Here is a 23,941-nt window from a genome sequence, read left to right as displayed (position 1 = left end):
CTGGGCGCATGACGCGCTTGATCCTCGCCACCCGCAACGCCGGAAAGATCACCGAGCTGAGGGCGATCCTCGCCGAAGCAGGCCTGCCGCACGAGCTGATCGGTGCCGACGCCTACCCGGACATCCCCGACGTCAGGGAAACCGGCGTCACCTTCGCCGAGAACGCGCTCCTGAAGGCCCACGCGCTCGCCCGGGCGACGGGCCTCCCGGCGGTCGCCGACGACTCCGGCCTCTGCGTCGACGTCCTGAACGGCGCCCCCGGCATCTTCTCCGCCCGCTGGGCGGGCCGCCACGGTGACGACAAGGCGAACCTCGACCTGCTGCTCGCCCAGCTCTCCGACATCGCGGACGAACACCGCGGCGCCCACTTCGCCTGCGCGGCCGCCCTGGCCCTGCCGGACGGCACGGAACGGGTGGTCGAGGGCCGGCTGCCGGGTCTCCTGCGGCACACTCCTGCCGGCACGAACGGCTTCGGCTACGACCCGGTCCTGCAGCCGGAGGGCGAGAGCCGGACCTGCGCCGAGCTGACGCCCGAGGAGAAGAACGCGATCAGCCACCGGGGCAAGGCGTTCCGGGCGCTGGTACCGGTGGTGCGGGAACTGATCGGCTGAACTCTGGTGCGGCCGGAGGGACTCGAACCCTCACGGGAGTTACCCCACTGGGACCTAAACCCAGCGTGACTGCCAATTCCACCACGGCCGCCTGATGCTGCCCGGCCATGCTAGCGGCCGGGCAGCGGGTTCAGATGCCCAGATCCTTGATGATCTTGGCCACGTGACCGGTGGCGCGGACGTTGTACAGAGCCCGTTCGACCTTGCCCTCCTCGTCCACGACGACCGTGGAGCGGATGACGCCCAGATACGTCTTGCCGTAGTTCTTCTTCTCGCCGTACGCGGCGTACGCCTCCGTGACCTTCTTGTCCGGGTCGGCGAGCAGCGTGATCTTCAGGGACTCCTGCTCACGGAACTTCGCCAGCTTCTCCGGGGCGTCCGGGGAGATGCCGATGACGTCGTAACCGGCGCCGGACAGGAGGGTGAGGTTGTCCGTGAAGTCGCAGGCCTGCTTGGTGCAGCCCGGGGTGAGGGCGGCGGGGTAGAAGTAGACGATGACCTTGCGGCCCTTGTGGTCCGCCAGGGAGACCTCGTTGCCGTCGGCGTCGGGGAGTGTGAAGGCGGGGGCCACGTCCCCCGGCTGAAGTCGCTCGCTCATCGGGCCAGCGTAACCGGGGGCCCTTGCGGTGCGGTGCGGCCATGAGCTGACAGACTGTCCGGAACAGCATCAGCAGACTTCGGAGGCCGAACGGTGGCGGACACGTCGGACACGAGAACCCCGGCGCAGATCGAGGCGGACATCAGGCGCCGCCGTGAAGTGCTGGCCGAGACGCTCGACGAGATCGGGGTGCGGGTGCACCCGAAGACGATCGTCGGAGACGCCAAGGCAAAGGTCGTCGCCAATGTCGATCACACGGTCGGACGGGCGTATGTACAGGTCAACCGGGCGGTGAGCGAGGTCCGCGCGCAGTTCGTCGACGAAGAGGGGGCGCTGCGGATGGAACGGGTCGTACCGGTCGCGCTGCTCGCCGTCGGCGTCCTCGGGCTGCTCGCCGTGGGCAGCCGGCGGCGCAAGGGCTGACCCGGACACGGACGGGCGGCGCGAGGACAGGTAGGTTCGAGGCGTGAGCGCCAACAGAAACCAGCACAGCACCCCTCAGCACGACAAGCTCCCCATCCGGATGCTGCACGACCGGGTTCTGGTCAAGCAGGAGACCGGTGAGGGCGAGCGGCGGTCGGGGGGCGGCATCCTGATTCCCGCCACCGCGGCGGTGGGGCGGCGGCTGGCCTGGGCCGAGGTCGTAGCCGTCGGCCAGAACGTGCGGACGGTGGAGCCCGGCGACCGGGTCCTGTTCGACCCGGAGGACCGGGCCGAGGTCGAGGTGCGGGGTGTGGCGTACGTACTGATGCGCGAGCGGGATCTGCACGCGGTGGCAGCGGACCGTTTCGAGGGGTCGGAGGACTCCACGGGGCTGTATCTCTGACCCGGTACCGCGGCCCTGGATCTCCGACCCGGTGCCGCGGCCTGGCTCGGGGCCGTGCCTCTGCATCAGGGACGGGTCGCCGCGTCAGGGGCCGCCGTGCTGATCAGGGGCCGCTGATTCGATGGCCGAGAGGGCCGGTGACCGTCGTCACCGGCCCTCTCGGCCGTTCCTTTGCTATGTTCGAAAGGAGCCCGACGAGACGCGCCGTACCGGGTAGAAGGCAAAGACGACGCACCCCCGTCCGCAGGAAGTCTCGGAGGTGCTCCTCATGGCCTGGGTTCTGCTCGTCGTCGCCGGTCTGCTGGAAGTCGGCTGGTCGATCGGGATGAAATACAGCGAGGGCTTCACCCGGCCGGTGCCCAGTCTGTTCACCGGGGCCGGAATCGTCGCGAGCATGGTGCTGCTGTCGTACGCCGCGAAGTCACTGCCCATCGGCACCGCCTACGGCGTGTGGGTGGGCATCGGGGCGGCCGGCGCGGCCGTGCTCGGCATGCTGGTGCTGGGCGAGCCGGTGACCGCCGCCCGTATCTTCTTCGTCTGCCTGCTGCTGATCGCCGTGGTGGGCCTGAAGGCGACCTCGGGTCACTGAGGAGCCGACGAGATCACGGCCGGCGGGCGAGGTGACACCCCGCCCGCCGGCCGGTCACTGTCTGCGCGGCGTGAACTGCGGGCCACCTGCGCCCGCGGCCGTTCCCGCGGGGCCGCCGTCGGCGCCGCCCGCGGGGTCCGTGCCCCCGCCGTCCGTGGCGGCGCCGCCCGCGTCGGCACCCGTGTCGGCACCGCCGGTCGCCGGGTCCCCGCCCGTCGCGCCACCGTCGGTCGCGGTGCCACCGTCGGTCGCGGTGCCGCCGTCGGCGGTGCCGGTGCCGCCGTCGGTGGCCGCACCGCCGTCGGTGGGGGTGCCGGTGGTGCCGCCGTCGGTCGGGCTCGCGGTCGTACCCCCGTCGTCCTGGCCGCCTTCGGTCGATCCGTCGGTCGCCTGACCGCCATCGGTGCCGGGCGTCGCCGTGCTCGTGGCGGGCGGCTCCTGGACCCGGTCGGCGCCCGGTTGCAGCTCCAGGTCGAAGTCGCTGACCGGCTTGCCCTCCAGCGCCGCGCGCGTGTACTGGGCCCAGATCTGGGTGGGCGGCCCGCCACCGTTCATACGGACCTGGCCGAGGGTGTTGTACAGCGGCTTCTGCGCGGCCGTCACCGGGTCCTGGCCCATGACGGCGACCACCGTGGCGAGGTCGGGGGTGTAGCCCGCGAACCAGGCGGCCTTGTCGCTCTCGGCGGTACCGGTCTTGCCGGCCGCCGGACGGCCCGCGGCCTGCGCGGCCGTGGCCGTGCCGTTGTCGACCACGCTCTTCAGCATGGACGTGGTGGTGTCGGCGGCCTCCCGGCTGACGGCCTGCTCGGCCGGCTCGTCGGGCAGCTTCAGGTCCGAGCCGCCCTTGGCGATCCTCTCGATCATCGTGTACGTGCCGTGCTTGCCGTGGTTGGCGAGCGTGGCGTACGACTCGGCCATGTCCAGCACACTGGCGGTGGCGGTGCCGAGGGCCATGGACGGGGAGGGGTAGAGGTCCGGGGTGCCGGAGGGGATGCCCAGGTTCACCGCGGTCTGCTTGACCTTGGCCGGGCCCACGTCGGCGGCCATCTGCGCGTAGACGGAGTTCACCGACAGGTCGGTGGCCTTGCGCACGGTGATCGGGCCGTACGAGCGCTGGTCCTCGTTCTCCGGGTTGTACGGCGTCCCGCTCCAGCCCTGGACGACCCGCTTGTTGGTGCCGTCGTAGACGGTGTTCGGGGTGATCGTCCGGCCGTCCTGGGTGGTCGAGCCGTTCTCCACGGCGGAGGTGAACACGAACGGCTTGAACGTGGAGCCGACCTGGTAGTCACCGCGGGTCGCGCCGTTGGTGTACTGCTTCACGTAGTCGATGCCGCCGTACATGGCGACGATCTTGCCGGTCTTGGGGTCGACGGAGGCGCCGCCGGCCCGGACGTAGGTGTCGGCCTTGCGGTTCTTCTTGTCCAGCTTGGAGATCAGCTGGTCGTCGACGGCCTTGACGAAGGCGTCCTGCCGCTTCTTCTGGATGGTGGTGGTGATGCGGTAACCACCCGCCTCGAGCTGGTCGCTGTCGACGATGTGGTTGCCGGTCAGGTACTGCTTGACCGCGTTGACGAGGTAGCCGCGCTGCCCGGACAGGCCGGTGGAGGTCGTCTGCTCCTTGGGCATGGGGAACTTCAGTCCGCTGCGCTCGGACTCGGCGAGCCAGCCCTTCTTGACCATGCCGTCCAGGACGTAGTTCCAGCGGGCGAGGGCCGCCTTCCTGTTCTCGGGGTGGGCGACGACGTCGTACTCGCTGGGCGCGTTGACGAGCGCGGCGAGGTAGGCGGCGCGGGCCGGGTCGAGGTCGGCGGCGTCCCTGCCGTAGTAGGCCTGGGCGGCGGCCTGGATGCCGTAGGCGTTGCGGCCGAAGAAGCTGGTGTTGAGGTAGCCCTCGAGGATCTCGTCCTTGGTCTTCTGCCGGTCCAGCTTGATCGAGATGAAGAACTCCTTGGCCTTACGGGTGACCGTCTGCTCCTGGGCCAGGTAGTAGTTCTTCACGTACTGCTGGGTGATCGTGGAGCCGGACTGCTTGCCCTTGCCGGTCGCCGTGTTCCAGCCGGCGCGCATCATCGCCTTGAGGTCGACGGCGGACTCGGTGTAGAAGTCACGGTCCTCGGCGGCCAGCACGGCGTGCTGGGCGGGCTTCGAGATCTGGGCGAGGTCCACGCTCTCGCGGTTGATGTCGCCGTCGCGGGCCAGCTGGGAGCCGTCGGCGTAGAGGAAGACGTTGCCCTGCTTCATCGCGAGGGCGTTGGCCGGCGGGATCTTGACCATCGAGTAGCCGACGAAGAACAGGCCGATGAGCAGAAGTATGCCGATCACGAAGGTGCCGAGCACCATGCGCCAGGTGGGGAAGAGCCGTCGCCAGCCCTTGCGCTTGGGGCGCTTGGGCTTCTTGCCCTTTCCGCCGGCCGCGGGGGCCGGGCCGGCCGCGTCGTTCGGGGCGGCGGCGAGGGCGGCGGTCTCGTCCTGCGGGGACCGCCCCGGCTCGGAGGCCTGCCGGGGCACCTTGGCCCCGGGGCCGGAACCGCCGCCACGGCCGCCGGCACCGGCACCGGCGGAGCCCGCGGCGGATGCCGAAGCTCCGCCGGCGGCACGGGACGCGCCGGCGGCAGCGGCCGCTCCGGCACCGGCGGCGCCGGCCGCCTGGGCGGTGCGGTGGGGGCCGCCCTGACGGGGGGCGGTCTTCCCCGGCGCAGGCGTGCGGCCGGTGGCGTTCGGTTCCGTGGGCGAGGAGGAGGAGGCCGGGGCGGCCTTGGCGGGGCCGGCCGGCTCGCCGGCGCGCGGGGCGCCGACCCGCCGGAGGACCTGCGTGGTCTCCGGCGCGCTCGTCTTGCCGGCGCCCGCGGAGCCCGTGCCCACCGGGCCGTCCTCCGGCCTGACGCGCCGCAGAACCTGGGTGCTCTCGGCCGACTCCGGCTTCTCGGCTCCGACGGGGCCCCGCGGCTCGCTGGAACCGGCCGGACCCTGCGGCTTCCCGTCGCCTGGGGAGCCCTGCGGCTTCCCCGCGCCTGCGGAGCCCTGCGGCTTGCCACCGGCAGGGGGCCGGGCACCGGCAGGGGGCCTGGCACCGGCACCGGAGTCCTTGGCGCCCGTGGGCCCGGTGTCAGACCCGCGTGCGGGCCCGATGTCACCCTCGCGGGCGTTCGCGGCGTCCGGGCGTCCGGCCGTCGCCCGGCGTTCTCCCCCCTCGTCCCTGCTCGTCCCCTCGTCCCTCTCGGCGGACCTCTCCGCACGGCCCCCCGGGGTCCCGGGCCCTTCAGCCGGCAGCGGCTTTTCCGGCGCAGCGCCATCCTTCGGCTGCTGCGGCTGCGGCTCGTCGCTCATGTCGTGCACGGACTCCTGTTTCGCGTCGTACGTTTCCCGTACGCCTCGTACGCCTTCTACGCCCCTGATTGAAGACTCTCGCACCCGGCGTTCCGTTCCCGGATTCCGGCACGCTTCCGCCACGGAAAATGCGTGGCCGGCTGCCGGGCCTCCGGACTAGGCTCCTGCGCTTCGGTGTCGAGCGGTCTCGAGGAGGTCGACTGTCGTGGGCGCGGGACGGTTGTACACGGCCGTCGCGGTAGGGGGATTCAGACGGTACGCGACCTATCGGGCAGCCACTGCGGCAGGGGTGTTCACGAACACCGTTTTCGGGCTGATCCTCGTCTACACCTATCGCGCGCTGTGGGACGAGAAGCCGCACCTGGGCGGGTGGGACCAGTCGCAGGTCGTGACCTACGTGTGGCTCGGGCAGGCGTTCCTGTCGACGCTCGCGATCGGGGGCGGGGGCGTCGAGGGCGAGTTGATGGAACGCATCCGTACGGGGGACGTGGCGATCGACCTGTACCGGCCCGCCGATCTGCAGCTGTGGTGGCTCGCGGCGGATCTGGGGCGGGCGTTCTTCCAGTTGCTGGGGCGGGGGCTGGTCCCCTTCGTCTTCGGCGCCCTGTGCTTCCCGGTGTACCTGCCCACGGACGCGGGGACCTGGCTCGCCTTCGGCGTCGCCGTGCTGCTGGCGATGCTCGTCGGCTTCGGGATCCGGTTCCTGCTGGCGCTCAGCGCGTTCTGGCTGCTGGACGGCACGGGTGTGTCGCAGATCTCATGGCTGGCCGGCTACTTCTGCTCGGGCATGCTGCTTCCGCTGAACGTCTTCCCCGGCGTGCTCGGAGAGGTCGTGCGGGCGCTGCCGTGGTCCTCGCTGCTGCAGGCGCCGGCGGAGATCCTGCTGGGGCACGCTGATCCGCTCGGCACGTACCTGTTCCAGGGGGCGTGGGCGGTGGTGCTGCTGGGGGCCGGGCGGCTGCTGCAGTCGGCGGCGACGCGGCGGGTGGTGGTCCAGGGTGGGTGAGCCCGGCCGGGCGGAGGGCGTGCGCGCGTACCGGATGATCGCCGCGATGTGGATCCGGTCCACGATGGCCTACCGGACCTCGTTCGCGATGACCACGCTGGGGAATTTCGCGGCGACCTTCTTCGACTTCGTCGCGATCATGCTGATGTTCTCGCGGGTGGACGCCCTCGGCGGCTGGTCGCTGCCCGAGGTGGCCTTTCTGTACGGCCTGTCCGGTACCGCGTTCGGGCTGGCAGACCTGGTGATCGGGTCGATGGAACGGCTGGGCCGGCGGGTGCGGGACGGCACCCTGGACACGCTGCTGGTGCGTCCGGCGCCGGTGCTGGCGCAGGTGGCGGCCGACCAGTTCGCGCTGCGGCGGCTGGGCCGGGTGACGCAGGGCGTGCTGGTGCTGGGCTGGGCGGTCACCCGGCTCGACGTCGACTGGACGCCGCCGAAGCTGCTGCTGATGCCGGTGACGGTGGTGAGCGGCTGCGGGATCTTCTGCGCGGTCTTCGTGGCGGGGGCGGCCTTCCAGTTCCTGGCGCAGGACGCGTCGGAGGTGCAGAACGCCTTCACCTACGGCGGTACGACGCTGCTGCAGTATCCGCCGTCGTTGTTCGCGACGGAGCTGGTGCGCGGGGTGACGTTCGTGCTGCCGCTGGCCTTCGTCAACTGGCTGCCCGCGACCTACGTGCTGGGGCGGTCGTATCCGCTGGGGCTGCCCGAGTGGGTGGCGTTCGCGCCTCCGCTGGTGGCGGTGGTGTGCTGCGCGCTGGCGGGGCTGGCCTGGCGGGCGGGACTTCGTTCGTATCGGAGCACAGGGAGCTGACGGATGGCGGACGGCGACTTCATCGCGCTGGAAGGTGTCGAGAAGGTCTTCGAGGTGCGCAGGAAAACCGGCTTCCTCAAACGGGAGCGGCGTGCGGTGCGGGCGGTGGACTCGCTCTCGTTCAGCGTGGCGCGCGGGGAGATGGTCGGCTACATCGGGCCGAACGGGGCCGGCAAGTCGACGACGATCAAGATGCTGACCGGCATCCTGACGCCGAGCGCGGGGCGAGTGAGGGTGGCGGGGATCGACCCGTCGCGGGAGCGCAGGCGGCTGGCGCACCGGATCGGGGTGGTGTTCGGGCAGCGGACCACCCTGTGGTGGGACCTGCCCCTGATCGATTCGTACCGGCTGGCGCACCGCATGTACCGCATTCCGGACGCCCGTTACCGGGAGAACCTGGACCGGCTGGTGGAACTGCTGGATCTGGGCTCTCTGCTGGACGTGCCGGTGCGGCAGCTGTCGCTGGGGCAGCGGATGCGGGGGGACGTCGCGGCGGCGTTGCTGCACGATCCGGAGGTGCTCTACCTGGACGAGCCGACGATCGGTCTGGACGTCGTGTCGAAGGCGAAGGTGCGGGGCTTCCTGCGGGAGTTGAACGTCGAGCGGCGCACCACCGTCCTGTTGACCACGCACGATCTGCAGGACATCGAGCAGTTGTGCTCACGGGTGATGGTGATCGACCACGGGCGGCTGATGTACGACGGCCCGCTCGCGGGGCTGCACGAGGTCGGGGAGAGCGAACGGACGCTGGTCGTGGACCTGGAGCGGGAGCTGCCGCCGGTGGAGGTGCCGGCGGCGCGGGTGGTGAGGGTGGAGGGGCCGCGGCAGTGGCTGGCGTTCCCGGCGGGGCAGTCGGCGGCACCGCTCGTCGCTCAGCTGGCGGCCCGGTATCCGCTGGTGGATCTGTCGGTGCGGGAGCCGGACATCGAGGCCGTCATCGCCACGATGTACGCGGAGAAGCCGGTCTCGTAGTCTGCTGTCATGACCGACGACGCAGTCCCGGATCTCCGGGCGTCCGACGCCGACCGCGAGCGGGTGGCCGAAGTCCTGCGGGACGCCGTGGCCGAGGGCCGGCTGGACATGGAGGAGTTCGAGGAGCGGCTGGAGGCCGCGTACAAGGCGCGTACGTACGGCGAGCTGGCGCCGATCACCCGCGATCTGCCGGCGGCCGGTGCGGTGCCGCCGGCTCCCGTGTCCTTCGTCAAGGGCCCGGTGGACGGCGGCGGTTGGGCGGACCGGATCGTCGGGGGCGAGGGGTCCTCGTCCGGCGGGATCGCGGTCCTGTCGGGGTTCGAGCGCAAGGGCCGCTGGACGGTGCCGAAGCGGTTCAGCTGCCTCGCCTTCATGGGCGGCGGCGACATCGATCTGCGGGAGGCGAACTTCGCCGACCGTGACGTCGAGATCAACTGCGTGGCGATCATGGGCGGGTTCCAGGTCGTCGTGCCGCCGGGGGTCGAGGTCGTCGTGCGTGGCATCGGCGTGATGGGCGGCTTCGAGCACCCCCGGGACGACGGGCCGCCCGAGCCGGGTGCTCCGCGGGTGATCATCAGCGGTTTCGCCTTCTGGGGCGGGGTCGGGGTCGAACGGAAGGTGACCCGGGCGGAGCGGCAGCGGCTGAAGGAGCAGCGCCGCGAGGAGAGGCTGGAGCGCAGGGAGTCCCGCCACGAACTGCACCGCTCGCGCCGCGGGGAGCGGCATGAGGAGTGGGAGCGGCGGCGGGGCGAGGAGTACTGAGGGGGCCTGGGGCCGTTCACCGGCTACGGGTCGCCTGTGGCCGGGCGCGCAGTTCCCCGCGCCCCTTCGGGCGCTGACCGCGTCGGCTTCGACAGGGCGGGCGAACAACCCGTCACACACCCGTCCGCCGGCCGCGGGACGCCTGTGGCCGGGTGCGCAGTTCCCCGCGCCCCTTCGGGGCGCTTTCGTCGGCGGCGTCAGAGGTGTGTGGGGCGCTAGGACGTGCAGACCTTGGTGAGTTCGCCGGCCGCGTCCGTGACGGGGCTGACGTCCGGGGTCCGGTCTCCGTTCTTGACCGCCGTACGGATCTCGTCGACCGCGTCGCCCAGGTCGTCGACCGCCTTGTTGACGTCGGCGTCGTCGGTCTTGTCGCCGATCTTCTGCAGGTTCTTCTCGATCGAGTCGAGCGAGGCGTCGGTCTGGGAGGGGTCGTTCGTGGCGTTCTCCACGGCCTGCTGGAGGTCGGTGACGCTGTCGGCGATGGCGTCGGCGGTCTGGACGCAGTCCAGCGCCTTGGTCACGGCGTCGCAGCCCGAGGTGAGGCCGACGGTGAGCGCGGCGGCGGCCACGGCGGCGGCGATGGTGGTGACACGGCGTCGGCGTCGGCTGGCGGCCATGATGGTGGGTCCCCTCCCCTGGTACGGCTGGCCGGGCGCACGGCGATGATCCGTGCACCCGTACCCCTAGGACGCCGGAGAAGGGCGGGTGGGTTGCCCGCGCGTGCCAAGAGGTTTGGCCGTCCCTTTACCTCCCGTCACTTCCCGGCAGCGGCTTCCAGGGCCGCGCGCTGGAAGGCGGCCAGCTCGGTGCAGCCGGTGACGGCCAGGTCGAGCAGGGCGTTGAGTTCCTCGCGGGCGAAGGGCTCGGCCTCGGCGGTGCCCTGGACCTCGACGAAGCGGCCGTCGCCGGTGCAGACGACGTTCATGTCGGTCTCGGCGCGCACGTCCTCCTCGTAGCAGAGGTCGAGCAGGGGCACGCCGCCCACGATGCCGACCGAGACGGCGGACACGGTGCCGGTGAGCGGCTGCCGGCCGGCCTTGATCAGCTTCTTGCCCTGCGCCCAGGCGACGGCGTCGGCCAGAGCCACGTAGGCGCCGGTGATCGCCGCGGTGCGGGTGCCGCCGTCGGCCTGCAGGACGTCGCAGTCGAGGACGATGGTGTTCTCGCCGAGCGCCTTGTAGTCGATGACGGCGCGCAGCGAGCGGCCGATCAGCCGGGAGATCTCGTGCGTGCGGCCGCCGATCCTGCCCTTGACGGACTCGCGGTCGCCGCGGGTGTTGGTGGCGCGGGGCAGCATGGCGTACTCCGCGGTGACCCAGCCCTCGCCGCTGCCCTTGCGCCAGCGCGGGACGCCCTCGGTGACGGAGGCGGTGCAGAAGACCTTGGTGTCGCCGAAGGAGACGAGGACGGAGCCCTCGGCGTGCTTGCTCCATCCCCGTTCGATGGTGACCGGGCGGAGCTGTTCGGGGGTACGGCCGTCGATGCGAGACATGGCGACGAGCCTATCCGGAGTAGCGGAAGGGGCTCCTCCCGCGGCGGGAAGAGCCCCTTACAGGTGAACCACGCGAGCCACGGCGGGTGGCCCGGCGGTCTCACATGAGGTCTTCGATCTCCGCGGCGATCGGGTCCGCGTCGGTGCCGATGACGACCTGGATCGCGGTTCCCATCTTGACGACACCGTGGGCACCGGCGGCCTTCAGGGCGGCCTCGTCGACCAGCGAGGGGTCGGACACCTCGGTGCGGAGCCGGGTGATGCAGCCCTCGATCTCCTCGATGTTGTCGATGCCGCCGAGCCCGGCGACGATCTTCTCAGCCTTGGTGGCCATGTTCCTTCTCCCTGATCCGAACCGCTTTGTCGCAGTAACCCACAGTTGGCCCATCTTCGCGAGCGGTCATGCCGTCCTTGCCGAATGATGGCGATCACGACAGCGGAACCGTCCGCCAACTGGTCTACACCACCGTGGGGACGGTCGCCAAACCGCGTGCGCGCCGAGTCGCCGGAGGATGCCCATGAGCGCCGAGAGCGCAGGCAGCGCCGAGAACACGGCCGGCCCGGCCCGCGAGCGCTGGAACCGGTTGTTCCAGGGTCTGCAGAAGATGGGCCGGAGCCTCCAGCTGCCGATCGCGGTGCTGCCGGCGGCGGGCCTGCTGATCGGGCTGGCCCAGCCGGGGGTGATCGGGCAGGACGGCCTGGGCTGGACCACCGTGTCCAAGGTGATGCTGGGCGCGGGCGGCGCCCTGCTCGACGGCTCCCTCGGACTGCCGCTGCTGTTCTGCGTGGGTGTCGCGATCGGCATGGCCAAGAAGTCCGACGGCTCCACGGCGCTCGCGGCGGTGGCGGGCTTCCTCGTCTACTACGGCGTACTGCACCAGTTCCCGGAGGACTGCCCCGGCGGCTCGAAGGCGGTGGCGAACGTCGGCTGCCAGGTGACGGACGGGACGGTGACGGCGTTCACCTTCCAGAACCCCGGCGTCTTCGGCGGCATCGTGATGGGTTTGCTGACCGCGTTCTTCTGGGCCCGCTTCCATCGCACCAGGCTGGTGGACTGGCTCGGCTTCTTCAACGGCCGCCGGCTGGTCCCGATCATCATGTCGTTCGTCGCCATCCTCTTCGCGGCGCTGTGCCTGTGGATCTGGCCCCCCATCGGCAGCGCGCTGGAGAGCTTCAGCCACTGGCTGCGCGACACGGGGTCCTGGGGTGCCGGCATCTTCGGCGTCGCCAACCGGGCCCTGCTCGTCATCGGCCTGCACCAGTTCCTGAACGTGCCCATCTGGTTCCAGTTCGGCACCTACACACCGCCGGGCGGCAAGCCCGTGCACGGCGACATCAACATGTTCCTCGCGGGCGATCCGAACGCCGGGCAGTTCACCTCGGGCTTCTTCCCGATCATGATGTTCGCGCTGCCGGCGGCGGCGCTGGCGATCACGCACTGCGCGCGGCCGGAGCGCCGCAAGGAGGTCGGCGGCCTGATGCTGTCGGTGGCGCTGACCTCGTTCGTGACCGGCATCACCGAGCCGCTGGAGTACTCGTTCCTGTTCATCGCCCCGTTCCTCTACGCGATCCACGCGGTGCTCACGGGCGTGTCGATGGCGGTGACCTGGGCGCTCGGGGTGCACGACGGCTTCGGCTTCTCGGCGGGCCTGATCGACTACGTCATCAACTGGCACCTGGCGACGAAGCCCTGGGCGATCATCCCGATCGGGCTGTGCTTCGCGGCCGTCTATTACGCCGTCTTCCGGTTCGCGATCACCAAGTTCGACCTGAAGACACCGGGACGGGAGCCGGCGGAGGAAGTCGAGGACGTCACAAAGGTCTGACGCCACCGGGCGGTCGAGGCCCTCGGACCACCGGGTCCGGGGGCCTTCGCCGCGTTCTCGGCGGGACCTTCGCCGCGTTCCCGCCGGGACCTTCGCCGCGTTCTCGCCGGGGCCTTCGCCAGGTGCGCACGGGGCACTTCGGGCGGGCACTGCGCGTAGTGCCGCGGTAGCGGATCTCGTGGTTCCTTATCCGGCCTTCATCGTGCTACAACAGGTCTACACCACTGAGTGGTGTAGACCAGAGACGCTGCCGTCCCTTTCCTCGGTTCCCGGGCGGCGCCTTGCCCATTGGAGGACCTTGTGACCACGGCCAGCGCCGCTCCCGCGGCCGACCAGAAGAAGAAGGGCGCCGGCGCGATGGCCGTCCTTCAGCGTATCGGCCGCAGTCTGATGCTGCCGGTGGCCGTGCTGCCGGCCGCCGCCCTCCTGGTGCGCCTCGGCAACACCGACATGCTGGGCCGCCCCTCCTTCCCGGCGTTCCTCACGAAGATCGCGTCCTTCATGGCCGCCGGCGGCAACGCGATCCTCGACAACATGCCGCTGCTGTTCGCGGTCGGCATCGCGATCGGCTTCGCGAAGAAGTCGGACGGCTCCACCGCGCTCGCCGCGGTCGTCGGCTACCTGGTCTTCAAGAACGTCCTCGGCACGTTCACCGACAAGAACCTGCCCAAGGTGGCGACCGTCGTCGACGGCAAGATAGTCATGCTCGACGCCCCGGCGGACGCCAAGGTCCTCGGCGGTGTCGTGATGGGCCTCGCCGTCGCCCTGCTCTACCAGCGGTTCTACCGCACCAAGCTGCCCGACTGGGCGGGCTTCTTCGGCGGCCGCCGGCTGGTCCCGATCCTGTCCGCCCTCGCCGGCCTGATCCTCGGCATCGTCTTCGGCTACATCTGGCCGGTCCTCGGCAGCGGTCTGCACAACTTCGGTGAGTGGCTGGTCAAGTCGGGTGCCGTCGGCGCCGGCATCTTCGGTGTCGCCAACCGCGCGCTGATCCCGATCGGCATGCACCACCTGCTGAACTCCTTCCCGTGGCTGCAGGCCGGTGAGTACCACGGCAAGAGCGGTGACATCGCGCGCTTCCTGGCCGGCGACCCGACCGCGGGCCAGTTCATGACCGGCTTCTTCCCGATCATGATGTTCGGCCTGCCGGCCGCCTGCCTCGCCATCGTGCACTGCGCCCGCCCGGAGCGCCGCAAGGTGGTCGGCGGCATGATGCTCTCGCTCGCGCTGACCTCGTTCGTCACCGGCGTCACCGAGCCGATCGAGTTCACGTTCATGTTCATCGCGCCGGTCCTGTACGCCATCCACGCGGTGCTCACCGGCGTCTCCCTGGCGCTGACCTGGGCGCTGGGCATGAAGGACGGCTTCGGCTTCTCCGCCGGCGGCATCGACTTCGCCCTGAACCTGGGCATCGCGAGCAACCCGTGGGGACTGGCCCTGGTCGGCCTGTGCTTCGGCGCCGTCTACTACGCCGTCTTCCGGTTCGCGATCACCAGGTTCAACCTGCCCACCCCGGGCCGGGAGTCGGACGAGGAACTCGCGGAACTCCAGAAGGCCGAGGCCAAGTAGGACACCGCAGGGCACGAGGAGGCCCCCGGAGCCGTCGCTCCGGGGGCCTCGTCCGTGCGCGGGGGCGTCAGATCTCGTAGACCTGCCGCGGGGCCGCCAGGTGGACCGGGCCGGTGAAGACCTCGCGGGCGTCGCGGAGGTTGACCTCGCGCTCGGTCCAGGGCGGGATGTGGGTGAGGACCAGGCGCCGGGCGCTCGCGCGGGCCGCGGTCTCGCCCGCCTCACGACCGTTGAGGTGCAGGTCGGGAATGCGCTCCTTGCCGTGCGTGAACGCGGCCTCGCACAGGAACAGGTCGGTGTCCCGGGCCAGCTCGTCCAGCACCCCGGTGACACCCGTGTCGCCCGAGTAGGTGAGGGACTTCCCGCCGTGCTCGACCCGGATGGCGTAGGCCTCCACGGGGTGGCGGACCCGGTCGGTGTGCACCGTGAACGGGCCGATCTCGAACGTGGACGGCTTGACCGTGTGGAAGTCGAAGACCTCGCTCATGGAGGAGGCCGACGGGGTGTCCGCATAGGCCGTGGTCAGCCGGTGCTCGGTGCCCTCCGGCCCGTAGACGGGTATCGGAGCGCAGCGGCCGCCCTCGTGGCGGTAGTAGCGCGCCACGAAATAGGCGAGCATGTCGATGCAGTGGTCGGCGTGCAGATGACTCAGGAAGATCGCGTCGAGGTCGTAGAGACCGCAGTGGCGCTGCAGCTCGCCGAGGGCGCCGTTGCCCATGTCGAGGAGCAGCCGGAAGCCGTCGGCCTCGACGAGATAGCTCGAGCAGGCCGAATCCGCGGACGGGAACGACCCTGAGCAGCCGACGACGGTGAGCTTCATGAAGCAGAAACCTCCGTTGGCGGAAAAGCCGGTGGGCGGAAAGAGGGCCTCGGGACGGGGCCTCGTGGTGGGGCTGACGGGGGTCGTGCGGTGCGTCGAGCGTAAGGCGCGAAAGGGCGGGTCGCTCCTCCGCCAGGGGCTGTTGTGGGCGAACTCACCTGTGCTGTCACCGGTTCGGCTGGACCTAGGGCGCATCCGTATCGCAAGAGGGCGCGCGATGTCCGGCGCGCGCCGGTAACGTCGTCGTATGGACACGTCCTGGTGGCTGGCGCTCGCCGCGGTGGTACTGCTCGCGCTCGTCGCCACGCTCGTCGACGGCTGGGGGCGGGGCCGCCGGCCCGGCGGACGGCGGCTGCGGCCACCGGGCCGGGCGGGCACGCGTGCCGCGCACTCCGCACGCCCGGCCCCGGGCGACATCTGGTGGGCCGACGTCCCCTACGAGGACCGGCCCGAGGCGAAGGACCGGCCCTGTCTCGTGCTGGCCGTGCGCGGGAACCGGGCGACGGTCGCGAAGATCACCAGCAAGTACCACGACGAGCGCGCCGGGGTCATCCCGCTGCCGCCCGGCTCCGTCGGCGACGCCCGTGGCCGCCCCAGCTTCGTGCAGACCGACGAGCTGCGCGAGGTCCCGGTGAACGACTTCCGGCGCCGGGTGGGCGTGGTCGACCCGGTCCTGTGGGACCAGGTACGGCATCTCGCCGGCTAGGCCTGGCGCACCCGCACGGTGACCGTCCATTCCTGGATGCCCTTGCAGGAGACCTGGCCGGCGGCGGTGGGCTCGGCGCACAGGGGGCGGGACGACGACAGCCGGACGGTTCCGGCGGCCACCGCCTGGTAGGCGGCCGTGGCGTCACCCGGCTGGACGACGAAGCCCGCGTTGATGCCCTTGAGCCCGCCTCCGCTCGCGGTGACCGGCTTCCACGGGCGGGACTTGGTGCCGTCCAGGGTGAGCCGGACCTCTCCGCCGCTGGTCACGCAGACGGTACGGCGGTCGTCGCCCGCCTTCAGCTCCACGTGGTCCGCGCATTTTCCGGTGGTCGGCTCCGGCGAGCTTGTGGCGGGCGCCGGTGAGACCTTGCCGTTGCTGCCCGTGTCCTCGCTGCCGCCGTCCTCGCCGTTTTGGGAGCCGCAGCCGGCGAGGAGCAGCGTCGTGGCCGCGAGGGCGATGAGGGTCGTACGGCGCATGGGGGGGGGTCCGCCTTTCCGTCCTTCCGACTCGGCCCGGCCGGCCGGCCGCCTGGTGCAGGTGTGACGTACCACCGGCGTGAACGGATCCCCCCACCCGAGAATTCACGCGGACCGTCTGGCCCCTCGGATACGCCTCAGGCCCAGAGCTGGCCCTGCAGCGTCTCGATGGCCTCCTCGGTGGTGGCCGCCGTGTAGACGCCGGTGGACAGGTACTTCCAGCCGCCGTCGGCCACGACGAAGACGATGTCGGCGCTCTCGCCCGCCGCGACCGCCTTCCTGCCGACGCCGATCGCCGCGTGCAGGGCGGCGCCGGTGGACACGCCCGCGAAGATGCCCTCCTGCTGCAGGAGTTCACGGGTGCGGGTGACCGCGTCGGCCGAGCCGACGGAGAAGCGGGTGGTGAGGACGGAGGCGTCGTACAGCTCCGGGACGAAGCCCTCGTCGAGGTTGCGCAGGCCGTAGACCAGGTCGTCGTAGCGCGGTTCGGCGGCGACGATCCGGACGTCCGGCTTGTGCTCGCGCAGGAAGCGGCCGACGCCCATGAGCGTGCCGGTGGTGCCGAGACCCGCCACGAAGTGGGTGACGGAGGGCAGGTCGGCGAGGATCTCCGGCCCGGTCGTGGCGTAGTGGGCGCCCGCGTTGTCCGGGTTGCCGTACTGGTAGAGCATCACCCAGTCGGGGTGCTCGGCGGACAGCTCCTTGGCCACGCGAACGGCGGTGTTGGAGCCGCCCGCGGCCGGCGAGGAGATGATCTCGGCACCCCACATGCCGAGCAGGTCGCGGCGCTCCTGCGAGGTGTTCTCCGGCATCACGCACACCATGCGGTAGCCCTTGAGCTTGGCCGCCATGGCGAGGGAGATGCCGGTGTTGCCGGAGGTGGGCTCCAGGATCGTGCAGCCCGGGGTCAGCCGGCCGTCCTTCTCCGCCTGCTCGATCATGTGCAGGGCGGGACGGTCCTTGACCGAGCCCGTGGGGTTGCGGTCCTCCAGCTTGGCCCAGATCCGGACGTCGGCGGACGGCGACAGCCGCGGCAGGCGCACCAAGGGGGTGTTGCCCACCGCGGCCAGCGGGGAGTCGTAGCGCATCGCTGCTCAGCGGCCGATCAGCGCATACCGCCGGCGACGGCCGGCAGGATCGTCACGCTGTCGCCGTCGGTCAGCTTGGTGTTGATGCCGTCCAGGAAGCGGACGTCCTCGTCGTTCAGGTACACGTTGACGAAGCGGCGCAGCTGCTCACCGTCCACGATGCGGGCCTGGATGCCCGAGTGCCGGGCCTCGAGGTCGGCGAACAGCTCGGCGAGGGTGGCCCCGGTGCCTTCGACCGCCTTCTGACCGTCGGTGTAGGTGCGAAGGATGGTGGGGATGCGGACCTCGATGGCCATGGCTCAGGGCTCCTGTCGGAAGGGTTCGTCGATTCGATGTGCGTGCCTGGGGTCCCCCCGGGCCGGTGGCACCGAGGGAGCGCCGCGGCCCACGGCCGTACGGCGGCTGGGGACGTCAACAGATGGCGCTGTTCAGCCTGCACAGGTCGACGTGCAGCCGCGCCACGAGCAGCATGCCCGGCGCCTTGTCGCTCACGTCGTTCAGAACCATGGGCTCATCGTAACGATTCCCGGTGCGGCCTCCGGAGTGTGATCTCGCATGCTGGACCGATTCTGACCGAACTGTGGTCACGGCAGGTCAGTACGCGCCCACGACGTCGACCTCCTCCTCGCTGACCTCGCCGTCGAGGATGCGGAAGGAGCGGAACTGGAAGTCGCCGAGGCCGTCGCCGTCCGCGGTGGAGACCAGGACGTAGTGGGCGCCGGGCTCGTTGGCGTAGCCGATGTCGGTACGGGAGGGGTAGGCCTCGGTCGCGGTGTGGGAGTGGTAGATGATCACCGGCTCCTCGTCGCGGTCGTCCATCTCCCGGTAGAGCTTGAGCAGGTCCTGCGAGTCGAACTCGTAGAAGGTGGGCGAGCGGGCCGCGTTCAGCATCGGGATGAAGCGCTCCGGGCGGCCGGTGCCCGCCGGACCGGCGACCACGCCGCACGCCTCGTCGGGGTGGTCCTCGCGCGCGTGGGCGACGATCTGGTCGTACAGGGCCTGGGTGATGGTCAGCATGGGGGTCAGGATAGACAGAGGGGCCGTCCCGTACCGAGGTGTGGTACGGGACGGCCCACATGGTGGACGTCCTGAGCGGCGGCCACCGGGAGTGCCACGAGTACTCCCGGCGGCCGGACGTCCGGAGGGGGTGTCCGGCGAGGCGTCAGCGCTTGCGGAAGGCCGCGGCCTCCGGGTTGCGGCGCTTGAGCACCCAGTAGGCGACGCCGAGGATCACGGCCCACAGCGGCGCACAGTACAGCGAGACGCGGGCGTCCTTGTCGATGCCCATCAGCACGATCACCATGAGGATGAAGGCGAGCGCGAACAGGCTGGTGTACGGAGCCCCCGGCGCACGGAACTCGCTCTGCGGCAGCTCGCCCCGGTCGGCCTTCCTCCGGTAGCGGATCTGGCAGACCAGGATGACGATCCAGGCCCACATGCCGGAGATCGTCGCGAAGGACACCACGTAGTCGAACGCCTTGCCCGGCCACTGGTAGTTGATCCAGACGCCGACCAGCATGAGCGCGGCGGAGACCGTGGTGCCGGCGAGCGGGGTCCCGCTGCGCGTCAGCTTGGTGAAGAACTTCGGCCCCTGGCTGTTGAGCGCGAGGTCACGCAGCATGCGGCCGGTGGAGTACATGCCGGAGTTGCAGGAGGACAGCGCGGCCGTGAGGACGACGAAGTTGACGATGCCCGCGCCCGCGGCCAGGCCCATCTTCTGGAACGCGGCCACGAAGGGGCTCACGCCCGGGTGGAAGTTGGTCCACGGCACGACCGACAGAATCATGATCAGCGCGCCGACGTAGAAGACGGCGATACGCCACGGCACGGTGTTGATCGCCTTGGGCAGGACGGTCTTGGGGTCCTTGGACTCACCGGCGGTCACACCGACCAGCTCGACGGCGAGGAAGGCGAACATCACCATCTGCAGGGTCATCAGCGTGCTGCCGACACCGTGCGGGAAGAATCCGCCGTCGCTCCACAGGTGGCTCACGGAGGCGGTGTCGCCGGCGTCGGAGAAGCCGATCGTCAGGATGCCGGCGCAGATCAGGATCATGCCGATGATCGCGGTGACCTTGACCATGGAGAACCAGAACTCCAGCTCACCGAAGAGCTTCACGGAGATCAGGTTGGCGCCGTAGAGGACGAACGTGAAGATCAGGGCCGAGACCCACTGCGGGATGTCGAACCAGTACGTCATGTAGGCGGCCGCGGCGGTCACCTCGGTGATACCCGTGACCACCCAGAACAGCCAGTACGTCCACCCGGTCACGAACCCCGCGAAGGGACCGATGAACTCGCGCGCGTACTCCGAGAAGGAACCCGACACCGGGCGGTACATCAGCAGTTCGCCGAGCGCGCGCATGATGAAGAAGATGACGAGGCCCGCGATGGCGTACGCCAGGATCAGGCTGGGTCCGGCCTTGGAGATGCCCTTGCCGGCACCGAGGAACAGGCCGGTGCCGATGGCACCGCCGATGGCGATCATCTGGATCTGCCGGGCACCGAGCCCGCGCTGATACCCCTCGCCGCCCTCGGCCTCCACGGCCTCGTTGCCGTCGCGATGCTGGTCGACCTGCGCTGAGGTCATGTGTGGTGCGCCTTTCTCCATGCCGACCCGGGCCTTTCGTCGGCCGCGGATCGGGTTTCGATCCCCCCGGATGATGGAGCTGAGCGGCTCCAGCGAGCCCGCTCGTGCCTGGCCGGCGGTCGCCGGCTCGGTGGCGCACCCGGCCGAACATGGGTGGTGTTGGCCGGGCGGTCGTGAAGATTTATCACGGCCGCAATACTGATCACAGAGGCGCGTTGTGGCGCATCACACAGGTAAAAGCGGACAAAGAGCGCCCAAATGCGGCAAAACAGGCCGCAACGGTGACGGGATCGTTATCCGGATTTGAGCGTCCTCTGAGCGGACGATCAAGGACTGCCAAACCGCCCGTGTTACGACATAAGGGTCGAGACGAGCGTCTCCTGGAGGCCGCCGAGCCACAGATAGGCCATCACCATCGGCTTGCGCGGGTCCTCGTCCGGCAGCCGGTAGAGCAGATCGGTGTCGTCCTCGGCGGCGATCTCCAGCCGGGCGCCGATCGCCAGCCGGAGGTCGTTGAGGGCGCCGAGCCACTGCCGCGACTCCCCCGGGGCCAGTTTCAGCACCGCCCCGCCGTCGTCCACCGGCGCGAGCGCGTCCAGTGTGCGGATCACCGCGAGGGCGTTCTCCCGCTTGCCGGCCCGCAGGTCGTTCTCGGTGTAGCGGCGGAACTCGGCGGAGTGCGCCCGCCGCTCCTCGGCCTGGCCCGGCGAGTCCGGGGCCTTCTCCGGGTCGCTGTAGGCGTCCGGGAAGAGGCGGCGCAGCACGGGATCGGCGGGCGGCTCGCTCGGGCCCTCCGCGAACAGCTCGGCGAGCGGGTCGTCGGGCGCGTCGGCACCGGGGCCGGGACCGATGAGCTCCAGGAGCTGGACGGCCAGCGACCGGATGATGGAGATCTCGACGTCGTCGAGCGCGACGGCCGCGCCGCCGCCGGGGAGCGGTTCGAAATGTCCGGGCATCAAGTGGGTTCGCTACTTCCGGTCCTGCTGCAGGGTGGCCCACAGACCGTAACCGTGCATCGCCTGCACGTCGCGTTCCATCTCCTCGCGGGATCCGCTGGAGACGACCGCCCGGCCCTTGTGGTGGACGTCGAGCATGAGCTTGGTGGCCTTGTCCTTGGGGTAGCCGAAGTACGACTGGAAGACGTACGTCACATAGCTCATGAGGTTGACCGGGTCGTTGTGCACGATCGTGACCCAGGGGACGTCGGGCTCGGGTACGGCGAAGACCTCCTCCGCCGGCTCGGTGCGTTCGATCTCTACGGGCGCGGGTGACGTCACACAGCCCATGCTGCCACGGCCGCCTTAAATCGTCACACTGACGAGATGGGGTTACTATCCTTGCCATGAACACAGCGGACCTTGGGCTGCCCGTGGACGTTCCCTCGACGGCGCTCTTCACGGACCAGTACGAGCTGACGATGTTGCAGGCCGCGCTGAAGGCCGGTACGGCCGAACGGCGGAGCGTGTTCGAGGTCTTCACCCGGCGGCTGCCGGACGGGCGCCGCTACGGCGTGCTGGCCGGCACCGGGCGCGTCCTGGACGCGGTGGAGAACTTCCGCTTCGACGCGGACGTCCTCGCCTTCCTGGGCGAGCAGAAGATCGTCGACGAGCAGACCCTGCGGTGGCTCGCCGGCTACCGCTTCAGCGGCGACATCTGGGGCTACCCCGAGGGCGAGGTGTACTTCCCGGGCTCGCCGGTGATGCGGGTCGAGGGCACGTTCGCCGAGTGCGTGCTGCTGGAGACCGTCGTCCTGTCCATCCTGAACCACGACTCCGCGATCGCGGCCGCCGCCTCCCGGATGGCCTCCGCCGCCGCCGGCCGCCCGCTGATCGAGATGGGCGCCCGCCGCACCCACGAGCTGGCCGCCGTGGCCGCCGCCCGGGCCGCCTACGTCGGCGGCTTCGCGACCACCTCGGACCTGGCCGCCGGCTTCCGCTACGGCATCCCGACGGTCGGCACCTCCGCGCACGCCTTCACCCTGCTCCACGACCGGGAGCGGGACGCCTTCCAGGCCCAGGTGGACACGCTCGGCCGGGGCACCACCCTGCTGGTGGACACCTACGACGTCACCGAGGCCGTCCGTACGGCGGTGGAGGTGGCCGGCCCCGACCTGGGCGCGGTCCGCATCGACTCCGGGGACCTGCTGCTGGTGGCACACCGGGTGCGGCAGCAGCTGGACGACCTGGGCGCGACGAACACCAGGATCGTCGTGACCTCCGACCTGGACGAGTACGCCATCGCCTCGCTGGCCGCCGCGCCCGTGGACGCGTACGGCGTCGGCACCCAGCTGGTGACGGGCTCCGGGCATCCGACCGCCTCCATGGTCTACAAGCTGGTCGCCCGCGCCGAGACCGCCGGGCCCACGGCTCCGCTGGTTCCGGTCGCGAAGAAGTCCAGCGGCGGCAAGACGTCGGTCGGGGGTCGCAAGTGGGCGGCTCGACGGCTGGACGAGGAGGGGTTCGCGGAGGCCGAGGTCGTCGGCACCGGGCCGGTCCCGGACGGGCTGGCCGGCCGGCAGCTGCTGGTGCAGCTGGTGAAGGGCGGCGAGGTGGTCGCCCGGGAGCCGCTGGACGTGCCGCGGGACCGCCACATCGCCGCGCGGGCCCAGCTGCCCCTGTCCGCGACCCAGCTGTCCCGGGGAGAACCCGTCATCCCGACGGAGTACGTCACCGGACGCTCGGGTAGCTAGAGCGCGACCGCCGTCCGCCCCTCGACGCCCCCTCCCGTACGGGCGCGTAAGTCTCTAGGCTCAGTTACTTAACCCTCAGTCGAAGGACACCCACCATGCGCCGCGCCTTGATCGTCGTAGACGTGCAGAACGACTTCTGCGAGGGGGGCGCCCTCGCCGTGGCCGGCGGTGCCGACGTGGCCGCCGCCATCACCGAGCTGATCGGCCAGGCGGCGGGCACCGGATACCGCCACGTGGTGGCCACCCGCGACCACCACATCGCACCCGGCGGCCACTTCGCGGACAACCCCGACTACGTCCACTCCTGGCCGGCCCACTGCGTCGCGGGCACGGAGGGGGTGGGCTTCCACCCGAACTTCGCTCCCGCCGTCGCCTCCGGCGCGGTCGACGCGGTGTTCGACAAGGGGGCGTACTCGGCGGCCTACAGCGGCTTCGAGGGCGCCGACGAGAACGGGGTTCCGCTGGCCGACTGGCTCCGGGCCCGGGAGATCGACGAGGTCGACGTCGTGGGCATCGCCACGGACCACTGCGTACGGGCCACGGCACTGGACGCGGCCCGCGAGGGCTTCCGGACCCAGGTGCTCCTGGACCTGACGGCCGGCGTCGCCCCGGAAACCACGGACCGGGCCCTGGAGGACCTCCACCGGGCCGACGTCACCCTCACGGGCAAGCCGGTCGTCAGCGGCTAGCCCGGAACCGGGAGGCGGACGGCACGGCGGCCGGCCGAAGGGGCGCGGGGAACCGCGCGACCAGCCACCACGGACCCGCAGCGGTCCACCCGGACCGGCCCCCCCGTCCGGCGCGGCGGCGTTCAGCCCCGCACCACCGCCGAGCCGCGCAGCAGTGCTCGTATCGGGTGCCACAGCTCGGTCACGGTGACACCGTTGTCCGGGGCCGTTCGCCATATCAGGCCGTCGGGATGGTGCAGCACGGCCGTGATCTCGTCCGGGCTGGGCGGGGCGGCGTTGCCGCGGAGGTAGATCGCGCGCAGGCCCAGGTTGCGCAGCCTGGTCAGGGCCCGGGCGCGGTTCTGGGCGTGCACCAGCACCCGCACCCCGACGGTACCCCCGGCAGGACCCGGGCTGGGCAGGTTGAGCGCCACCACCACCGTGCCGTTCGGCAGCTTGCAAAAGCCTCCTGCGGCCATGCGGTCACATCCCCGTTCCGGTCGGCGTCAATA

General features: G+C 70.8%; 28 protein-coding genes, 1 tRNA gene and 1 riboswitch. Of the genes, 13 read left to right on the top strand and 16 right to left on the bottom strand.

Annotated elements, in window-relative coordinates:
• Window positions 1-8: 8 nt before the first annotated feature.
• Window positions 9-611: an RdgB/HAM1 family non-canonical purine NTP pyrophosphatase gene (rdgB, locus tag ACGFT2_RS12375; protein WP_393276667.1), complete on the top strand. Its 603-nt coding sequence runs from the start codon at window positions 9-11 to the stop codon at window positions 609-611.
• Window positions 612-615: 4 nt separating this feature from the next.
• Here the strand turns inward: rdgB and ACGFT2_RS12370 are convergent.
• Together ACGFT2_RS12370 and bcp are read right to left on the bottom strand one after the other, a co-directional pair.
• Window positions 616-702, bottom strand: a tRNA-Leu gene (locus ACGFT2_RS12370).
• Window positions 703-741: 39 nt separating this feature from the next.
• Window positions 742-1,209 (bottom strand): thioredoxin-dependent thiol peroxidase, encoded by a 468-nt coding sequence (gene bcp / locus ACGFT2_RS12365; protein ID WP_393276665.1) that lies wholly within the window; start codon window positions 1,207-1,209, stop codon window positions 742-744.
• Between the two features lie 93 nt (window positions 1,210-1,302).
• Here bcp and ACGFT2_RS12360 point away from each other — a divergent pair, with 93 nt between their 5' ends.
• The 3 genes from ACGFT2_RS12360 (at window position 1,303) to ACGFT2_RS12350 (ending at window position 2,624) form a co-directional block, all read left to right on the top strand.
• On the top strand, window positions 1,303-1,632 hold the full coding sequence (locus ACGFT2_RS12360) for a DUF3618 domain-containing protein (RefSeq protein WP_393276662.1): 330 nt from the start codon (window positions 1,303-1,305) through the stop codon (window positions 1,630-1,632).
• A 43-nt stretch (window positions 1,633-1,675) separates the two neighbouring features.
• Window positions 1,676-2,035 (top strand): GroES family chaperonin, encoded by a 360-nt coding sequence (locus ACGFT2_RS12355; RefSeq protein ID WP_393276659.1) that lies wholly within the window; start codon window positions 1,676-1,678, stop codon window positions 2,033-2,035.
• A gap of 163 nt (window positions 2,036-2,198) precedes the next feature.
• A riboswitch (guanidine-III (ykkC-III) riboswitch) is annotated at window positions 2,199-2,271 on the top strand.
• A 32-nt stretch (window positions 2,272-2,303) separates the two neighbouring features.
• Window positions 2,304-2,624: a DMT family transporter gene (locus ACGFT2_RS12350; protein WP_393276656.1), complete on the top strand. Its 321-nt coding sequence runs from the start codon at window positions 2,304-2,306 to the stop codon at window positions 2,622-2,624.
• Window positions 2,625-2,678: 54 nt separating this feature from the next.
• On the opposite strand, the gene ACGFT2_RS12345 is transcribed toward ACGFT2_RS12350, so the two are convergent.
• Window positions 2,679-5,486 (bottom strand): transglycosylase domain-containing protein, encoded by a 2,808-nt coding sequence (locus tag ACGFT2_RS12345; protein ID WP_393276653.1) that lies wholly within the window; start codon window positions 5,484-5,486, stop codon window positions 2,679-2,681.
• Between the two features lie 670 nt (window positions 5,487-6,156).
• Here ACGFT2_RS12345 and ACGFT2_RS12340 point away from each other — a divergent pair.
• The 4 genes from ACGFT2_RS12340 to ACGFT2_RS12325 are packed head-to-tail and all read left to right on the top strand — an operon-like array spanning window position 6,157 to window position 9,502.
• A complete protein-coding gene (locus tag ACGFT2_RS12340) occupies window positions 6,157-6,957 on the top strand; it encodes an ABC transporter permease (protein ID WP_393276650.1) in 801 nt (266 codons plus the stop codon).
• Window positions 6,950-7,768: an ABC transporter permease gene (locus tag ACGFT2_RS12335; RefSeq protein WP_393276648.1), complete on the top strand. Its 819-nt coding sequence runs from the start codon at window positions 6,950-6,952 to the stop codon at window positions 7,766-7,768. Before ACGFT2_RS12340 ends, ACGFT2_RS12335 begins: the two co-directional genes overlap by 8 nt.
• 3 nt (window positions 7,769-7,771) lie before the next feature.
• Window positions 7,772-8,740, top strand: coding sequence for an ATP-binding cassette domain-containing protein (locus ACGFT2_RS12330; RefSeq protein WP_393276645.1), 969 nt, complete (start codon window positions 7,772-7,774; stop codon window positions 8,738-8,740).
• A 9-nt stretch (window positions 8,741-8,749) separates the two neighbouring features.
• Entirely contained in the window at window positions 8,750-9,502 is a 753-nt protein-coding gene (locus ACGFT2_RS12325; protein WP_393276642.1) for a DUF1707 domain-containing protein, read from the top strand.
• A gap of 215 nt (window positions 9,503-9,717) precedes the next feature.
• Here the strand turns inward: ACGFT2_RS12325 and ACGFT2_RS12320 are convergent, their stop codons facing one another.
• The 3 genes from ACGFT2_RS12320 to ACGFT2_RS12310 form a co-directional block, all read right to left on the bottom strand.
• Window positions 9,718-10,119, bottom strand: coding sequence for a hypothetical protein (locus ACGFT2_RS12320; protein WP_393276639.1), 402 nt, complete (start codon window positions 10,117-10,119; stop codon window positions 9,718-9,720).
• A 137-nt stretch (window positions 10,120-10,256) separates the two neighbouring features.
• On the bottom strand, window positions 10,257-10,994 hold the full coding sequence (rph, locus tag ACGFT2_RS12315; RefSeq protein WP_393276636.1) for a ribonuclease PH: 738 nt from the start codon (window positions 10,992-10,994) through the stop codon (window positions 10,257-10,259).
• A 100-nt stretch (window positions 10,995-11,094) separates the two neighbouring features.
• Window positions 11,095-11,328 (bottom strand): PTS glucose/sucrose transporter subunit IIB, encoded by a 234-nt coding sequence (locus ACGFT2_RS12310; RefSeq protein WP_353602427.1) that lies wholly within the window; start codon window positions 11,326-11,328, stop codon window positions 11,095-11,097.
• A 184-nt stretch (window positions 11,329-11,512) separates the two neighbouring features.
• Here ACGFT2_RS12310 and ACGFT2_RS12305 point away from each other — a divergent pair, with 184 nt between their 5' ends.
• Both ACGFT2_RS12305 and ACGFT2_RS12300 read left to right on the top strand, forming a co-directional pair.
• Entirely contained in the window at window positions 11,513-12,820 is a 1,308-nt protein-coding gene (locus tag ACGFT2_RS12305; RefSeq protein WP_393276632.1) for a PTS transporter subunit EIIC, read from the top strand.
• 300 nt (window positions 12,821-13,120) lie between these two features.
• A complete protein-coding gene (locus ACGFT2_RS12300) occupies window positions 13,121-14,389 on the top strand; it encodes a PTS transporter subunit EIIC (RefSeq protein ID WP_393276630.1) in 1,269 nt (422 codons plus the stop codon).
• A gap of 67 nt (window positions 14,390-14,456) precedes the next feature.
• On the opposite strand, the gene ACGFT2_RS12295 is transcribed toward ACGFT2_RS12300, so the two are convergent.
• Complete coding sequence (locus tag ACGFT2_RS12295) at window positions 14,457-15,209, bottom strand: MBL fold metallo-hydrolase (RefSeq protein ID WP_393276627.1); 753 nt, start codon at window positions 15,207-15,209, stop codon at window positions 14,457-14,459.
• A gap of 247 nt (window positions 15,210-15,456) precedes the next feature.
• On the opposite strand from ACGFT2_RS12295, the gene ACGFT2_RS12290 reads away from it, so the two are divergent.
• Window positions 15,457-15,915, top strand: coding sequence for a type II toxin-antitoxin system PemK/MazF family toxin (locus ACGFT2_RS12290; RefSeq protein WP_393276624.1), 459 nt, complete (start codon window positions 15,457-15,459; stop codon window positions 15,913-15,915).
• Here ACGFT2_RS12290 and ACGFT2_RS12285 read toward each other — a convergent pair.
• From ACGFT2_RS12285 to clpS, 8 genes are all read right to left on the bottom strand, one after another.
• Window positions 15,912-16,394, bottom strand: coding sequence for a hypothetical protein (locus ACGFT2_RS12285; RefSeq protein WP_393276621.1), 483 nt, complete (start codon window positions 16,392-16,394; stop codon window positions 15,912-15,914). The genes ACGFT2_RS12290 and ACGFT2_RS12285 overlap by 4 nt on opposite strands.
• 137 nt (window positions 16,395-16,531) lie before the next feature.
• The gene (locus tag ACGFT2_RS12280; RefSeq protein ID WP_393276619.1) at window positions 16,532-17,482 is read right to left on the bottom strand and encodes a PLP-dependent cysteine synthase family protein; all 951 of its coding nucleotides are present in this window, start codon (window positions 17,480-17,482) and stop codon (window positions 16,532-16,534) included.
• Between the two features lie 17 nt (window positions 17,483-17,499).
• On the bottom strand, window positions 17,500-17,778 hold the full coding sequence (locus ACGFT2_RS12275; RefSeq protein ID WP_393276616.1) for a MoaD/ThiS family protein: 279 nt from the start codon (window positions 17,776-17,778) through the stop codon (window positions 17,500-17,502).
• Between the two features lie 115 nt (window positions 17,779-17,893).
• Window positions 17,894-17,989 carry a putative leader peptide gene (locus tag ACGFT2_RS12270; RefSeq protein ID WP_345053128.1) on the bottom strand — a complete coding sequence of 32 codons (96 nt, stop codon included), beginning with the start codon at window positions 17,987-17,989 and terminating at the stop codon, window positions 17,894-17,896.
• An 87-nt stretch (window positions 17,990-18,076) separates the two neighbouring features.
• Window positions 18,077-18,499 carry a Mov34/MPN/PAD-1 family protein gene (locus ACGFT2_RS12265; RefSeq protein WP_393276612.1) on the bottom strand — a complete coding sequence of 141 codons (423 nt, stop codon included), beginning with the start codon at window positions 18,497-18,499 and terminating at the stop codon, window positions 18,077-18,079.
• Between the two features lie 145 nt (window positions 18,500-18,644).
• Window positions 18,645-20,072 (bottom strand): amino acid permease, encoded by a 1,428-nt coding sequence (locus tag ACGFT2_RS12260; protein ID WP_393276609.1) that lies wholly within the window; start codon window positions 20,070-20,072, stop codon window positions 18,645-18,647.
• Between the two features lie 350 nt (window positions 20,073-20,422).
• On the bottom strand, window positions 20,423-21,028 hold the full coding sequence (locus tag ACGFT2_RS12255; RefSeq protein WP_393276606.1) for a DUF2017 domain-containing protein: 606 nt from the start codon (window positions 21,026-21,028) through the stop codon (window positions 20,423-20,425).
• A gap of 12 nt (window positions 21,029-21,040) precedes the next feature.
• Window positions 21,041-21,358 carry an ATP-dependent Clp protease adapter ClpS gene (gene clpS / locus ACGFT2_RS12250; RefSeq protein ID WP_393276603.1) on the bottom strand — a complete coding sequence of 106 codons (318 nt, stop codon included), beginning with the start codon at window positions 21,356-21,358 and terminating at the stop codon, window positions 21,041-21,043.
• 56 nt (window positions 21,359-21,414) lie between these two features.
• Here clpS and ACGFT2_RS12245 point away from each other — a divergent pair, with 56 nt between their 5' ends.
• Window positions 21,415-22,761: a nicotinate phosphoribosyltransferase gene (locus ACGFT2_RS12245; RefSeq protein WP_393276601.1), complete on the top strand. Its 1,347-nt coding sequence runs from the start codon at window positions 21,415-21,417 to the stop codon at window positions 22,759-22,761.
• 95 nt (window positions 22,762-22,856) lie between these two features.
• Window positions 22,857-23,450, top strand: coding sequence for an isochorismatase family protein (locus ACGFT2_RS12240; RefSeq protein WP_393276598.1), 594 nt, complete (start codon window positions 22,857-22,859; stop codon window positions 23,448-23,450).
• 122 nt (window positions 23,451-23,572) lie between these two features.
• Here the strand turns inward: ACGFT2_RS12240 and ACGFT2_RS12235 are convergent, their stop codons facing one another.
• Complete coding sequence (locus ACGFT2_RS12235; protein WP_393276596.1) at window positions 23,573-23,908, bottom strand: hypothetical protein; 336 nt, start codon at window positions 23,906-23,908, stop codon at window positions 23,573-23,575.
• Between the last annotated feature and the right edge of the window lie 33 nt (window positions 23,909-23,941).

The organism is Streptomyces sp. NPDC048514 (genome assembly GCF_043199955.1).
Lineage (GTDB): Bacteria > Actinomycetota > Actinomycetes > Streptomycetales > Streptomycetaceae > Streptomyces.
Note: the sequence above shows the minus strand (reverse complement) of the source record. Positions and strands in the feature narration are given on the sequence as shown.

Bases quoted from the DNA above. Each gene is read 5' to 3' on its own strand.
- rdgB (WP_393276667.1), top strand. From the start codon at position 9: ATGACGCGCTTGATCCTCGCCACCCGCAACGCCGGAAAGATCACCGAG.
- bcp (WP_393276665.1), bottom strand. From the start codon at position 1,209: ATGAGCGAGCGACTTCAGCCGGGGGACGTGGCCCCCGCCTTCACACTC.
- ACGFT2_RS12350 (WP_393276656.1), top strand. From the start codon at position 2,304: ATGGCCTGGGTTCTGCTCGTCGTCGCCGGTCTGCTGGAAGTCGGCTGG.
- ACGFT2_RS12330 (WP_393276645.1), top strand. From the start codon at position 7,772: ATGGCGGACGGCGACTTCATCGCGCTGGAAGGTGTCGAGAAGGTCTTC.
- ACGFT2_RS12325 (WP_393276642.1), top strand. From the start codon at position 8,750: ATGACCGACGACGCAGTCCCGGATCTCCGGGCGTCCGACGCCGACCGC.
- ACGFT2_RS12320 (WP_393276639.1), bottom strand. From the start codon at position 10,119: ATGGCCGCCAGCCGACGCCGACGCCGTGTCACCACCATCGCCGCCGCC.
- rph (WP_393276636.1), bottom strand. From the start codon at position 10,994: ATGTCTCGCATCGACGGCCGTACCCCCGAACAGCTCCGCCCGGTCACC.
- ACGFT2_RS12310 (WP_353602427.1), bottom strand. From the start codon at position 11,328: ATGGCCACCAAGGCTGAGAAGATCGTCGCCGGGCTCGGCGGCATCGAC.
- ACGFT2_RS12305 (WP_393276632.1), top strand. From the start codon at position 11,513: ATGAGCGCCGAGAGCGCAGGCAGCGCCGAGAACACGGCCGGCCCGGCC.
- ACGFT2_RS12295 (WP_393276627.1), bottom strand. From the start codon at position 15,209: ATGAAGCTCACCGTCGTCGGCTGCTCAGGGTCGTTCCCGTCCGCGGAT.
- ACGFT2_RS12290 (WP_393276624.1), top strand. From the start codon at position 15,457: ATGGACACGTCCTGGTGGCTGGCGCTCGCCGCGGTGGTACTGCTCGCG.
- ACGFT2_RS12285 (WP_393276621.1), bottom strand. From the start codon at position 16,394: ATGCGCCGTACGACCCTCATCGCCCTCGCGGCCACGACGCTGCTCCTC.
- ACGFT2_RS12280 (WP_393276619.1), bottom strand. From the start codon at position 17,482: ATGCGCTACGACTCCCCGCTGGCCGCGGTGGGCAACACCCCCTTGGTG.
- ACGFT2_RS12275 (WP_393276616.1), bottom strand. From the start codon at position 17,778: ATGGCCATCGAGGTCCGCATCCCCACCATCCTTCGCACCTACACCGAC.
- ACGFT2_RS12270 (WP_345053128.1), bottom strand. From the start codon at position 17,989: ATGGTTCTGAACGACGTGAGCGACAAGGCGCCGGGCATGCTGCTCGTG.
- ACGFT2_RS12265 (WP_393276612.1), bottom strand. From the start codon at position 18,499: ATGCTGACCATCACCCAGGCCCTGTACGACCAGATCGTCGCCCACGCG.
- ACGFT2_RS12260 (WP_393276609.1), bottom strand. From the start codon at position 20,072: ATGACCTCAGCGCAGGTCGACCAGCATCGCGACGGCAACGAGGCCGTG.
- ACGFT2_RS12255 (WP_393276606.1), bottom strand. From the start codon at position 21,028: ATGCCCGGACATTTCGAACCGCTCCCCGGCGGCGGCGCGGCCGTCGCG.
- clpS (WP_393276603.1), bottom strand. From the start codon at position 21,358: ATGGGCTGTGTGACGTCACCCGCGCCCGTAGAGATCGAACGCACCGAG.
- ACGFT2_RS12245 (WP_393276601.1), top strand. From the start codon at position 21,415: ATGAACACAGCGGACCTTGGGCTGCCCGTGGACGTTCCCTCGACGGCG.
- ACGFT2_RS12240 (WP_393276598.1), top strand. From the start codon at position 22,857: ATGCGCCGCGCCTTGATCGTCGTAGACGTGCAGAACGACTTCTGCGAG.
- ACGFT2_RS12235 (WP_393276596.1), bottom strand. From the start codon at position 23,908: ATGGCCGCAGGAGGCTTTTGCAAGCTGCCGAACGGCACGGTGGTGGTG.